Here is a 13,692-nt window from a genome sequence, read left to right as displayed (position 1 = left end):
CGTCCAAACTGGAAAGTCTGTTAGCACTCCCCTCATTTGAGTGCCAGCCTACCTTTTTTTATAACATTCCTCATTTTTTATGTCAATACGATGGATGCATGATATAGTCCCAATTCCGAAATTGTTAGTGCCTGATCTGCTTAAACATCACGTTAAACATCTCGACAGAAGAGGGAAACAGCCCTTGTACATGGGGAATCAGGTTATCCCTGATGCGCAACTCATCCTCGCCCAGATGCTTCAAATCCTCATGAAAGAACCATACGACAGGATAGTCCCCATCCTTATGTCTGCTTCCTGCATTCAGACAAACGGGACCCTGGTCGTCCTCTGCAATTGCAAAGGGAATATAGCCTGCCGATAGCAAGGGCGACCATTCGCGGAGCAAACCGTGAAATCCCTTCAAGCCTTGACCCACAGGCAGTCGCGGAAACTCAATAAAGGCACAATCGCTCCAGTATATTCCAGGAATAAATTCGTTATCGAATTGCAAAGCCACATAATGATAGGACATGATGAAACTTCTCAGCAAGGGAGGAAGCTCGAAATGATAGGTTTCCTCAAGATCCCGAACCTCCTGCTCTGTGATCTGCGAAGGAAGAGGCTTCCACTTGATCCAGCCTTCCTCATCGGCATTGCCGTCACGCATCTCGAAGGGTACATTTTCTACCAAGTCCATAAAAAAAGCCTCATCCATATGTGCAAATAACTCCTTCATGGATGTGCGAATATCCGCCTTCTTGTCCATGTCCCCGCACCTCTTTCCTTTCTATATCAGATCTGCATCATATGCCATTAAACATTTTTTCAAGTTCAGCTTAACAGATTTTGCTTTTATCATCGTTTTTAAAATATTAGTATTACCAGCGCAGAGGCTCATGGTTACCCAGATGGTCCAAAGCTCATGGATACATACATTTATAGCTTATAAAACCCGATATAAGTACAAGCACCTCGTAAAGTGTCAAGACTACATAAGGAGATTGATCTATTCATGAAAAAAATCACCGCACTTGTTATCCTGTTCCTGCTGATCCTTGTAACCCCGATCTATGCTGCTGCACCAGTACCCATGCTGGTTTATGTGGATCAGAGTAACCATTCTTTTATCCCACTCCGTCTCCTGAACAGCTATGAAGGGGTCACCATCAACAAGACGACTAAGGACAAAAAGATTGAGATTGCCCAGGGCGATACCCGGCTCACGTTATTTGCAGGACAGTCTGTGGCCAAAGCTAATGATCAAACGATCCGTTTGCAAAAGGCTCCTTTTACCGATAATGGTTCCACCTACGTTCCCCTGAAGTTCATCAGTCAGCATCTAAACCTGCAAGTCTCATGGCAAAAGGAAGCCTCATCGGTACATATCAGTCAAGGCACAACGTCTGTCTCGCTTCCGGTACTCACAGGCAAGCTGCCCGGCAGTACCACACCGATCACGAAGGCTCATAAAAGCTTCAAGGTCGGATCACGCACCTTCTCCGCTAAGGTGGTCACCATCTCCATGCTTCATCCCAAGGTGAGTCTGGACGTGGCGCTGGCAGGGAATAGCATCGGCAAGGTGGAGAACTTAAGCGGTCTCGCCAAACGCAATCAAGCGGTTGTAGCTATCAACGGTACCTACTTTGACGCCTATACCAAAAACTCCTACAAAACGCCTTATGGCTACCTGGCCAGCCACGGGAAATTGTTGAAAAAAAGCTCTGGCGACCAACGAACCGTCTTCACGTACGATGCTAACCATTTGGCCGAGCTGGTTTCAGGTCCTGCCTTTGAGCAGCGTTTAAGCCAAGGCAACGTCGAAGGCGCCCTTCAAGCCGGACCTCGTTTAGTGACGAACGGAAAGGTTTCCCTGAATATAAAAGCCGAAGGCTTCAAGGACCCCAAAATATTAACAGGCGGCGGGGCCAGAAGCGCCCTCGGGATTACACGGGATCATAAGCTAATTCTCCTGACCACAAGCGGAGCCACTATTCCACAGCTTGCTCAAATCATGAAGCAGGCTGGTGCTTATCAGGCCATGAATTTGGATGGCGGTGCTTCCAGTGGGCTGTATTACAACGGCTCCTATCTCACCACACCCGGCCGCCAGATCAGCAATGCAATAATTGTAAAATATCAATAGATTTTAAGGCTGTCTTCGCGGATTTGTAAGCCGTGCGGGTAGCCTTTTTTCCATTTTCATAAGTTCAGGTTTGCACCTGTTCAGGGTTTCCGCATATTCAAGCGGCTTGTCCGGGTCGTTACAGGGTTTATCCTGTCTTTACAATCGGATCAGACTTGTAAAACTATTACTGCCTTCGCCATGCTACGTTCATTGTGTAATCCTCTTGATTTTGGTCAACGAATCTCCGTTTTTTTCGCGTATTCTGCGTATCCATGTATGTCACATTGCTAAGGGGAATTTTCCCAGTATATAAAGTATAGCAATGCTTGCAGGGACAGACAACATGCTTAGGTTGGCATCCGTTCTACACAAAAAAAGCCTTCCCTCACTATATAGTGAAAGAAGGCTGCTTTGTGAATTTAAGCGACGCTAACCTGCTGTTAGATCAGAAAAGATTTAGAGATAATAACCAGTAAAATAAACAATACCAGAATCGCGCCTGTGGATGTCCATGCTCCACCGCCACCGTAACCAACTTCACCCATGTCTGAATCCCTCCTTGCTTTAAAGCATACTCTTATCGTATGAAGAAAAACGGTTTACGACAGGGCACATTGGCAACGTTTATTTGACGTACAAGCTTATTTTGACAGGATAGGACTTCTTAGAAAATGGACTGATACGTTTCGGATGGATCGGTAATCACACGGGGGGACAACTGGCACAGAATGTCGTCGGTTCTGCGCAGCAACCTGCTCACATCCTTGTTCTTCATCTTTTGAAGGAGCGGGGTTTCTAACTGGGATGACAGAAATTGAGTGGTGCCGATAAATACGACAACATCCAATCCCGGGTTGGTTTCGGTATGTAATAAGTTCAGTAAATCAGTCATGGATAGGAATTTTGGAGGGAAAAGCCTGTTATGTTCTTTCATATATAGAGCTTTCAGCATGGAAGTTAAAGCCCAGTCGCACAGGATAATGCAGCATTGGAGTTGGTTGTGCTTTTGCAGGATTTTGGCTAGTTTCATATGGTATTGGGCTAGGGTGTGGAAATCGGTTATTGAATGGTATACGTGTTGCTCGTGTCTGGATGGTTGGGTATGGCTTCGGTTAAGGGTAGAAGGATTTTTTTTCATATCTATTCCTCCAGAGAATTTCAATATTAGTCTCATTATACCCCAAAATAATACTTATAGATATCATTAATATTTATTGTATTCATCATTTAATGTTTTCCTTTAGATATCTTGTCTACACTTTTAGAATAAGTGAGGTGTAGAAGATGGACGATAAAGAAGTTCTCAAATTAGTGGGTGCCAGGATACGTGCTTTGCGAAAAGAAAAGGGCTTGTCTCAGGAATCGCTTGGAGAAAAAGGTGGATTTCATTTTTCATACATAGGGCAGATTGAACGTGGGGAAAAGAACGTATCGTTATTGAATATAGCTAAAATTGCAGATGCACTGGATGTTAATTTGATTCAGCTTTTTGCTTATGTAAATGAGGAAATTAAGGTTACAAAGCATGAAGCCGAACTAAATGAAATACTAACATTGCTTAGAAAGTCAAACCCTCAAAAAATTAAGCTAGCGAAAAATATTGTTAAAGAGATTTTAAACAATGAATAATGACACGCACGCATACGTGGTTCAGTTACATCGTGTAGAAACATATCAAAAAAGCCGCTCATCAGATTGATCTAATGAACGACTTTTTTGAGTACTGCTTAGTAGCGTGTTTGCGTCTTTTCAGTGTTTCTAATTTCCTATCATTTCCTTAATTCAGCAAGTACCTCTTTCGCTAAAGCAACAATATTGGGTACGTTAAAGCCAAAGGCTTCTACAACTTCGGTTCCTTTACCGGATGCGCCAAAACGATCAATGGCTAACATCTTTCCGTCCAGTCCGATATAGCGTTCCCAGCCAAAGCTTGCCCCCATTTCAATGCCGACGCGGGCACGTATTGCTTTGGGCAAGACTCTTTCTTTGTAAGCTTCGTCCTGCTGATCAAAAACAGATGTGTTCGGTAAGCTTACGACAGATGCTGAAATGCCTTCGTTTTCCAAGATACTCTGTGCTTCGACAGCCAGCCTCACCTCTGAACCACTTGCGATTAACAGCAAATCTGGTACTTCTTTGAAAGCAGGCGCTAAAACATATCCGCCTTTTTTCACACCTTCCAACGCCTTTTCAGAGCTGCCTGCAAGGATCGGCAGAGCCTGACGTGTAAGGACAAGTGCTGTCGGTGTTGAAACTGATGAGATCGCCACATGCCAGGCAGCGATCACTTCATTGCCGTCTGCGGGACGGATTACATTTAAATTCGGCATCGCACGCAATCCTGCCAGTTGCTCAATCGGCTCATGGGTAGGCCCGTCTTCTCCTACGATAATAGAGTCATGGGTTAGTACGTAAATCACTGGAAGTTGCTGAATGGCCGCCAAGCGTATAGCTGCTTTTAAATAATCGGAAAATACAAAGAAAGTTCCTCCATAAATCTTTAACCCACCGTGCAGTGCTATGCCATTCATTTCAGCTGCCATCGCAAATTCACGTACACCAAACCAAATGTTACGTGCTGCTGGGGCTGATTTAGAAAAACGTTCATCTCCTGCAATTAATGTCTTATTGGAGCTCGCTAAGTCAGCTGAACCTCCAAAGAAATAAGGGACTCGCTGTGCAATCAAGTTCAAGATGTCGCTGCCGGTATCTCGTCCTGCTTTACTTGAGCTTGCTTCGTAATCAGCCAATGGTTTTTCCCAATCTACGGGCAGTGTATTGGTAAAGCTGTCATGAAACTGTTTAGCCAGTTCTGGATAACTTTCCGTATAATTCACCATTAGAGCCTGCCATTCAGCCTCGGCTTTGGCACCACGAGCTGCTACTTTTTCACGAAAAAGGGTATATACTTCCTCTGATACGGTAAAAGCCGGTAGTTCCCATTGATAGCTCAATTTTGCCGCAGCCGTTCCTGCTTCTCCCAGAGGTGAACCATGAACTTTATGCGTACCGGCATGCGGTGAGCCATACCCGATCACAGTCTTCACTTCAATAATTGTAGGTTGTGTATGATTTTCTCGTGCCAAGTCAATCGCTGCAGTAATCTCGGTAAGATCATTCCCATCTGTAACCAGGATATGTTGCCACCCACTGGATTCAAACCGCTGTTTTATATTTTCTGAGAAAGAGTGACTCAGTTCTCCATCCAGCGATATGTCATTGGAATCGTATAGCATGATTAATTTATCCAATTGCTCATGGCCGGCATGAGAGATCGCTTCATTAGCCACGCCCTCCATTAAATCACCATCTCCGCACAAACAATATGTGTAGTGATCCACAATCGGAAATGACTCCTTATTATATAAACCTGCTAAATGCCGTTCTGCCAATGCCATGCCAACAGCCATCGCCACCCCTTGTCCCAAGGGTCCCGTCGTCGCTTCCACACCGTCGGTGTGTCCGACTTCTGGATGCCCGGGCGTTCGGGAACCTAGCTGGCGAAATTTCTTCAAATCGTCAATCGTCACATTAAAACCGGATAAGTGAAGCAAACTGTAAAGGAGCATGGATCCATGGCCAGCAGACAGAACGAACCGATCCCGATTTTCCCATCGCGAATTTTTGGGATTTACAAGTAATGCCTGTAACCAAAGAGCATAAGCCATAGGTGCTGCTCCTAAAGGTAATCCGGGATGCCCGGAGTTTGCTTCATCAATCGCGTCTAAAGATAATGCTCGGATGGCCATAACGGCTTGAAGGTCTTGCTGGTCAAATCTCATAAAGTTTGTCCTCTCTTCCTGATCCTCGTTTTTTATAGTGTTCATTTATATTGTTTATTGCGCACTGCTTTTCGGCTTTTTCAGGCTTACCAAAATCATAATGAGCAGCACCACACCGATCCCGATCATCGTTATCGTTTTTCCACCCATCTGGTTTAGCCCGCTCAAGAACAGCCCCACTACACCAAAGTCGGAATCGGAGAAGGTTGCGTTGGCTAACCCGAGATCCCCTAAAACAGGTATTAATAGAATGGGCATGAAACTGATGAGCACTCCGTTCACAAATGCGCCTAAAATGGCGCCACGCACACCGCCCATGGTATTTCCAAACACTCCTGCTGCTGCTCCTGTGAAGAAGTGCGGGACAACCCCAGGTAAAATAACAATCCCGCCGGATAAAACCAGAATGAGCATGCTGACAATCCCCCCCACAAAACTGGAGAAAAAGCCTATCAGTACCGCGTTCGGAGCATAGGTATAAACAATAGGGACATCCAGCGCCGGTTTGGAATTCGGTACAATTTTCGAGGAAATCCCTTTAAATGCCGGTACAATTTCAGCCAAGACCAGACGTACACCCGACAAGATGATAAATACGCCTGCAGAAAACAACCCTGCCTGAAGTAGCGCAAATAAAATATAGTTTTTCCCGTTACTCAAGTGACTTTCGACATAAGCCGGACCTGCAAAAAGGGCTACAATGATGTAGAAGACCGCCATCGTTAACGCAATACTGACCGTACTGTCCCGCAGAAAGCCGAGTCCTTTAGGGAAATTGATTTGTTCAGTGGATACAATGTCTTTCTTGCCTTTCACTGCCATACCTACCAGCCCGCCAATAGCAAAGCCGACCGCGCCAGAATGCCCCAAAGCCACATTGTCATTGCCCGTTAATTTACGGACAAATGGCTGCACAACGGCTGGAGAAAGCGACATGAAAATACCTACAGTCAGCGCTCCAAAAAGGATAAGGGAGACGGATGTGAAACCACTCACTGATAAAATGATAGCAATCATACATGACATATATAGCGTAATATGACCTGTTAAAAAAATGTACTTAAATCGTGTAAAACGAGCAATCAACAGGTTCACAATCATACCAAAAAACATAATCAATGCGGTGGAGGAACCATACTTACTCACGGCAAGAGCCACAATAGCTTCATTATTTGGAACGATACCGCTTACATGAAACGCTGCTTTAAACATATCGCCAAAAGGGGCAAGAGCTTGCTGCAAAACACCTGCGCCTGCGCTGATGACAAGAAATCCTACAAACGTTTTGGTCGTTCCCTTCAGGATATCCGAGAGATTTTTCCGCTGAGCCAGCAACCCTACCAAAGCAATCAACGCAACTAGCACAGACGGCTCACTCAAAACGTTAATCAGTATATTCAAAGCTTTATTCATATGGGCCAATTCTCCTTACAATAGATTTTTATCTTGTAAGACTGCTGTTAGTTTTGTGCGTAATTCCTCAAGATCGATAATGTTTTCCAGAACGACCACATCACCCAGGCTCGCTCCGCCTTCAGCAATGTCTCTGGCAAGAAAAAACACATCTGCGCTCCCAGGCGTAGCGGAACCCAGATCGGAATGATCTACTTCCACACCCTCTACGCCCATCTCATTCAATAGCTGCTTAATATTCATTTCCACCATAAAGCTTGTTCCCAGACCAGAACCACAAACTGTTAAAATTTTCATTTTTTATCGTCTCCTTTTTTTTGCATCATGGCTATAATTTCGTCCGCCGTTGTAGCTTCTTTCAAACGGTTTAACGAATCGTCGTTGACCAGAAACGAAGTCAATTCCGTCAGCGCCTTTAAGTGCAACTTATTGTCAATCGCCGCTAGGCAAATAAACATATCAATCGCATGCTCCGGCTGATCAAGCAGCAACACCGGTTTTTTCACTCGCAACAGCGACATCCCCAATTTCTGCACACCTTGTTCCGGCCTTGCATGTGGGATAGCAATTCCTTTGCCGACATGAATAAAAGCACCGATTTCCAAAACTCTGTTAATCATTGCCTGTGTGTAGTCAGGTGTAATATAGTTCTGTTCCTCTAATGGTTTGGCTGCTAGTTGAATCGCTTCCTTCCAATCCAGGGGAGCATCCGTGAATCGAATTTTATCTACAGTTAAAAGCTCGGACAACATAGGGGAATGACTCCTTTCAATTGAACGCATCTGTCGTAAATGATTTGTTAAATCTGTATAAAGTGCTTTTTCGCTTTTAATCGTGGCATGTTTCCGTATGGTAGCCATTAATTCATCTATGGGCACCGCAGAAGGTACGGGCAGATCAAAATCAGCAGCAACAGCTTGTTGCAAATAATCTTCTTCTAATGCGGTTAATAATGGGCGAGTCAAGTAAACAGGTTTGGATGATTCCAAATAAATAGTAGAAAAAATCATGTCATAGCTATCCGGAGATATCTTTTTTAATTCTGCAACCGAATGTGATTCCGTAAAATGCACGCCCGGAAATAGCTGACACAATTGCGTCCGTAACATCATGGAGGAACTGATCCCGTTTGGACATACAATTGTAGCCCGGTATACTTTAGGTTCAAGTTCTAATCTGCGGACATGCCCCCCAAACAAAATGGTAAAGTATCCAACCTCTTCATCCGAGATCCACTCCCCTGTAAAATCAGACAATGGCTTCAACGCTTGCTTGACCAGTTTGAACAGGGCATCATGTTCTGCTTTGATAGTGTCAATTAAAGGATTAGATAAAGGCACTTCACACATAATCCTAAAGTAAGCTGGTACCAGATGCTTGTACAAGATCGATTGCAAAATAGGTTTTTCTTTAAAGGGTACTAGGGTCAGGCGTTCTACTTCCCTGATAATTTCGTCAGATACATAATTCAGCTCTTCACTGGGATAAATATGGGGCACGCCCTGCGTAGCTGACAATAATTGAATCGTTAGATATACGATCTCCATCTCATGCACTTCATTAAACAAATAAGCGGATAATTTCTTGCCCATTAGAAAGAGTGGTTGTTGTTGTATTAACTCTGTTTGCTTAACGGGCAAAAACAGTGCATTACGTCCATAGCGGAATTGCAGAAACAACAGCTCATAAATAAGTTGATCCAGCCTGTTGCCCACAAAGACGACCTGATACTCATGAGCCATATCGGTTAATTGCTGCTTGATCGTTGTACTCGCATCTTCATATTTCCAACTATCCATCACCTGCTTGATACCCGGGCGTCCCATCGGCAACTGTAATAGTGTCCCAATACATACCGATGCAAATCGCCGCTTGTGACGCTCTTCTCCCTCCAATTTAAAACCGTCCGTTCGGTTATAATCTAATTTGACACCTTCTCCCTGACAAAGCGCACGTAGCTTTTTGACATCTGCCAAGGCCGTATTCCTGCTTACCTGGAGCAAAGACTGATAATGAACGATCGAAATCGGCTCCCGCCGGATATACGTGTATAAATAAATCAAATACAGTCGTTCATTCTCTTGAAAAACCAGTTGCTTGCGACCAAGTGATAACTCCTCATTTTTCCAGTATTTCTTAACTCTTTCGTCAATCTTAAACCCCATTTCAATTACTTCAATCTTCGGTAATTCCAACTCAATTAGTCCGGCATTTAATTTATTCAGCGTATATTCAAACTGTCGAGGCGATAAATTCAATTGAAGTCTCAACTCCGGAATTGACAACTTCGGATAGTTAACCATCTGAGTTAGCAATTGCAATGACTTGTGGTCAAACATCTTATGAGCCTCCTTGTGCTTATTATAAATGAAAATTATGAGCCATATCATAGCTGTTGAATCCAATCTTTGTTGTGATGTTGGCAGGTGTATTGGACTGAAATGTCATCCTTTACTTACATGCGAAAGGCAAGAGGCTCCTGTAAAATCAATAGTGTGACTTGTAGAGGGGAAGGCAATAATTCTACAAAACAGGTATGCCCTCTACAGGGTGCGCTCAAACGCAAGCTAAGTCACACGCCAAAATAAAAAAACACGCCCCATGTGGCGTGTTTTTTATGATAACGGGATCTTTAGTTTAAAGAACCTACCCAATCAATTCCCCTAAACCCTTACTTCCAAATCTCGTCCGCAATCTCTTTAATGAAGGCAAGCTTTTTCCACTGCTGCTCTTCTGTCAAAATATTGCCCTCTTCTGTCGAAGCGAAGCCGCATTGTGGGCTGAGGCAGATGTGGTTGATGTCCACGAATTGAGTGGCCTCCCTGATGCGGTTAATGACCGTCTGCTTGTCTTCCAATTCACCTATTTTCGAGGAAACGAGGCCCAGGACGATCTGCTGCTGGCCTTTCAGATGCTTCAGCGGTGTGAAATCGCCTGCACGGTCGGTATCGAATTCGAGGTAGTAGCCGTCGATGTTGTCAATGCCGAACAGAGTTTCGGCAACTGGCTCATAGCCACCCGAGGATGCCCAGGTGGAGTGGTAGTTTCCACGGCATACGTGGGTCGTAACCACCAGATCGGCTGGAAGATCCTTCACGGTTTCCTGATTCACTCGGGCGAACAGCTTTTTGGTATCTTCCACATTCTCACCCGCATGCTGTCTGGCTTCCCAATAGTTTTTATCGCAGAGCATGCCCCATGTGCAATCATCCAGCTGCAAGCTGCGGCAGCCCTCATTATAGAATGCTTGAATCACGGATTTGTAAGCTTTGGCGATATCCGTCACCAGCTCATCCAGATTGCTGTAATAGGTATCGGTTGTTTCTTTATTTTCTCCACGCAACAGCTCGGCCAGGAACTGTGCTGGTGCCGGAATGGTTTGACGTGCAATCGCATCCTCACCTGCTACTTGCTTCAAGAATTTGAAGTCTTCAATGAAAGGGTGAAGGGAGTGACCGATTTTACCAGTCAGGCGTGCAGTTTCCGCTCTTGTTTCCACGCCTTGGAATTGGTAACCGTTCGAAAGCTCTACCTTTTCCACGCCATCCAGGCCCCACATAAAATCAAGATGCCACCAAGAGCGTCTGAATTCGCCGTCTGTCACAGCTTTAAGTCCTACGGATTTTTGCTTTTCTACCAGCTTTGTAATTTCGTTGTCTTCAATCTTTCTTAGTTCATCCGCAGAGATTTCGTTGTTTTGAAATTTGATTCTGGCGTCTTTGATCGCTTGTGGACGCAGAAAGCTGCCGACCATATCATGTCTGAAAGGGGTCACTTTTCGTTGGGATGCATTGTCAAGGATGCTGCTCATTAGGGTTATCTCCTTTTTCGCTTCTGTAGTGAAGTTCTTGTAAGAAAGATAACACACATTTTCAGTTATAATGTAACTCCAATAAACTATAGCTAGTTATAGCCTAAAGCTATACCAAACTTTTTACTCGCCTATCGCCTCATGCAGCGCTTCTACATAGACGGAAGCCAGCTTGGAGAGCGAAGCATTTTTATGACAAATCCACCCCACATTAATAGATTCCTCACATTCCAAAGGCACAGAAATAATCTCATTACCATTCAAGTCCGCGCTGATCACCCCGGTAGAAATGGTATACCCATTCAGGCCAATCAGCAGATTGAAAAGAGTTGCCCGGTCATTGACACGAATGCTTTTCGGATGCGACAACGTACTGAGAATTTCCTCGGAGAAGTGAAAGGAATTGTACTCCCCTTGCTCAAAGGACAGATACGGATAGGGATGAAGCTGGTCGATGGTCACGCTGGACTGCCGGGATAACGGATTATTCGTGCTGATAAAAATATGCGGCTTGGCGGTAAACAGGCTGTTAAATTGCAGGTTTGCATCCTTTAGCAGCTTATTAATGACCTTGGCGTTAAATTCGTTCAAATACAAGATTCCGATTTCGCTGCGCAAGCTTTTGACATCCTGTATGATTTCATGGGTTTTCGTCTCCCGCAAAGCCAGCTCATACTCATCCTGTCCATATTGATTCACCAGATTCACAAATGCATTTACAGCAAAAGCATAATGCTGCGTGGATACGGAAAAATGCTGCGGTGAAGGCTTGGCATCCAGATAGCGACTTTCCAGCAGCTCCGCCTGTTCGACGACCTGACGCGCATAACCGAGAAACTCCACACCCTCCTTGGACAAAGAAATACCCTTATTGGTACGATCAAAAATCGTGATATGAATTTCTTCCTCCAGATCCCGAATCGCGTTCGACAGACTGGGCTGGGAAATAAACAACCGCTTTGCCGCCTCATTCATGGAGCCACGATTGGCAACCTCGATGACATATTTTAATTGTTGTAAGGTCAATGCATGGTGTCCTTTCCGTTTGTGTTTCTTCTATTATATAACATATGATAACACTGCTGTTTAAGAAACCCCTAGACCCAAAATAACACCTCCTCAAAATGGTAACATCCATTTCAGGGAGGTGCTTGTACTGCTGCTTTAATTAACGAATTTCACCATTCGTGGCGATCAGTTTTTGATACCAATAGAAGCTTTGTTTACGAATACGGCGCAATTCTTTGAGATCAAACTCTTCCCGATCCACATAGATAAACCCATACCGCTTACTGGAGCCCTGGTGGGTACTGACAAGATCAATCGCAGACCACGGACAGAAGCCGAATATGTCTACGCCATCTGTAATAGCCAATTGAATCTGCTCGATATGTTTCTTGAAAAAGTCAATCCGATAAGGATCATTCACGACATCACCTTCTTCAAGCTTGTCAAAAGCGCCCAAACCATTCTCTGTCACGATGAGAGGCAAATGGTAGCGAGAATAAATTTGACGCAGTGTGGATCTAAAACCGACCGGGTCAATCTCCCAGCCAAACTCCGTCGTTTGCAGATTGGGATTCACCGAGCCTCGGTATGCTCCAGGCTCACCCACAATTTCATGCTGATCTCCTGTATGTGAAAAATCATTTCCGTCATCCAAGCTTTCTCCTACGGTTTGAGAGGTGTAATAATTAAAGGCGATAAAGTCCGGATTTCCCTTCGCTAATATGTCCATATCGCCCTCTTCAATGACAGGCTCATATCCTTTTTCGACCAAATAGCTCCAGGCAATGTGATTGTATCGACCAAATACCGCCATATCCAGATAGAGCCAGTTGCGAATGGCTGCATAGTTATCAGCCGCCAGCATATCTTCTGGCTTGGAACTGGCCGGATATATGACCCCAATATTCGGCGCAGGCCCTATTTTCGCATCAGGCAGCATCTCATGGCACAGAACCATCGCTTTCGCCTGCGCTACTAACATATGATGATTTTGTTGGTACAGTACCTTTTGCGGATTTTCCAGGCTTGTATCTAAAGTTCCGATGGAGCCGGGATGGAGAATCAGCATATTTTGCTCATTGATGGTTAACCAGTATTTCACCCTATCTCCAAAGTTCTCATACAACGTTTTGGCATACTGCTCGAAGGCGTCAATCGTCTCCCTCTTCGACCATCCGCCTTGTTTTTCAAGAGCATATGGCAGATCAAAATGATACATGGTAACAATAGGTTCAATACCATATTTAATGAGTTCGTCAATTAATGAGCTGTAAAACGCGATTCCCTTCTGATTAACTTCACCTGCGCCCTGTGGATAAATACGCGTCCAGGCAATAGAGAAACGGTACGCTTTAAATCCCATTTCAGCCATCAAAGCTACGTCTTCTTTGAACATATGGTAGTGATCACTGGTTACCTTAAAATCAGTGACCCCTTCGACGTGATTAGCCATGTCAATGACAGAGGGGCCTTTTCCATCTTCGTCCCATGCACCCTCTACTTGATAAGCGGAAGTTGAACCTCCCCAGAAAAAATCTTCGGGAAATGCCTTCAATTGATCATGTTTCATG

Annotated in this window: 12 protein-coding genes; 2 read left to right on the top strand and 10 right to left on the bottom strand. The window is 44.5% G+C overall.

The features are described from left to right. Positions 1-124 precede the first annotated feature (124 nt). On the bottom strand, positions 125-748 hold the full coding sequence (locus tag C1I60_RS15160) for an SMI1/KNR4 family protein (RefSeq protein WP_137062497.1): 624 nt from the start codon (positions 746-748) through the stop codon (positions 125-127). A 246-nt stretch (positions 749-994) separates the two neighbouring features. Between C1I60_RS15160 and C1I60_RS15155 the strand changes: the two genes are divergently transcribed. Next, on the top strand, positions 995-2,125 hold the full coding sequence (locus tag C1I60_RS15155; RefSeq protein WP_137062496.1) for a phosphodiester glycosidase family protein: 1,131 nt from the start codon (positions 995-997) through the stop codon (positions 2,123-2,125). Between the two features lie 422 nt (positions 2,126-2,547). Here the strand turns inward: C1I60_RS15155 and C1I60_RS24885 are convergent, their stop codons facing one another. Together C1I60_RS24885 and C1I60_RS25680 are read right to left on the bottom strand one after the other, a co-directional pair. Continuing rightward, positions 2,548-2,652: a YjcZ family sporulation protein gene (locus C1I60_RS24885; protein ID WP_212734478.1), complete on the bottom strand. Its 105-nt coding sequence runs from the start codon at positions 2,650-2,652 to the stop codon at positions 2,548-2,550. A gap of 119 nt (positions 2,653-2,771) precedes the next feature. Next, positions 2,772-2,999 (bottom strand): hypothetical protein, encoded by a 228-nt coding sequence (locus C1I60_RS25680; RefSeq protein WP_252361730.1) that lies wholly within the window; start codon positions 2,997-2,999, stop codon positions 2,772-2,774. Between the two features lie 392 nt (positions 3,000-3,391). Here C1I60_RS25680 and C1I60_RS15145 point away from each other — a divergent pair, with 392 nt between their 5' ends. Then, positions 3,392-3,736, top strand: a complete 345-nt coding sequence (locus C1I60_RS15145; RefSeq protein ID WP_137062494.1) for a helix-turn-helix domain-containing protein — start codon at positions 3,392-3,394, stop codon at positions 3,734-3,736. A 140-nt stretch (positions 3,737-3,876) separates the two neighbouring features. On the opposite strand, the gene tkt is transcribed toward C1I60_RS15145, so the two are convergent. The 7 genes from tkt to C1I60_RS15110 all read right to left on the bottom strand — a co-directional run bounded on the left by tkt (position 3,877) and on the right by C1I60_RS15110 (position 13,691). Beyond that, positions 3,877-5,889, bottom strand: a complete 2,013-nt coding sequence (gene tkt / locus C1I60_RS15140) for a transketolase (RefSeq protein WP_137062812.1) — start codon at positions 5,887-5,889, stop codon at positions 3,877-3,879. Between the two features lie 54 nt (positions 5,890-5,943). Beyond that, on the bottom strand, positions 5,944-7,302 hold the full coding sequence (gene ulaA, locus C1I60_RS15135; RefSeq protein ID WP_137062493.1) for a PTS ascorbate transporter subunit IIC: 1,359 nt from the start codon (positions 7,300-7,302) through the stop codon (positions 5,944-5,946). A gap of 15 nt (positions 7,303-7,317) precedes the next feature. Beyond that, positions 7,318-7,599: a PTS sugar transporter subunit IIB gene (locus C1I60_RS15130; RefSeq protein ID WP_044647107.1), complete on the bottom strand. Its 282-nt coding sequence runs from the start codon at positions 7,597-7,599 to the stop codon at positions 7,318-7,320. Further along, a complete protein-coding gene (locus C1I60_RS15125) occupies positions 7,596-9,641 on the bottom strand; it encodes a BglG family transcription antiterminator (protein WP_137062492.1) in 2,046 nt (681 codons plus the stop codon). The genes C1I60_RS15130 and C1I60_RS15125 overlap by 4 nt, the downstream gene beginning before the upstream one ends. Positions 9,642-9,973: 332 nt before the next feature. After that, positions 9,974-11,113 (bottom strand): 5-methyltetrahydropteroyltriglutamate--homocysteine S-methyltransferase, encoded by a 1,140-nt coding sequence (locus tag C1I60_RS15120; RefSeq protein ID WP_137062491.1) that lies wholly within the window; start codon positions 11,111-11,113, stop codon positions 9,974-9,976. A gap of 123 nt (positions 11,114-11,236) precedes the next feature. Then, a complete protein-coding gene (locus C1I60_RS15115) occupies positions 11,237-12,139 on the bottom strand; it encodes a LysR family transcriptional regulator (RefSeq protein WP_137062490.1) in 903 nt (300 codons plus the stop codon). Positions 12,140-12,281: 142 nt separating this feature from the next. Further along, positions 12,282-13,691, bottom strand: a complete 1,410-nt coding sequence (locus C1I60_RS15110) for a glycoside hydrolase family 1 protein (protein WP_137062489.1) — start codon at positions 13,689-13,691, stop codon at positions 12,282-12,284. Position 13,692: the final 1 nt, after the last annotated feature.

The organism is Paenibacillus terrae, assembly GCF_005217525.1.
In the GTDB taxonomy this organism is placed as follows: Bacteria; Bacillota; Bacilli; order Paenibacillales; family Paenibacillaceae; genus Paenibacillus; species Paenibacillus terrae_C.
Note: the sequence above shows the minus strand (reverse complement) of the source record. Positions and strands in the feature narration are given on the sequence as shown.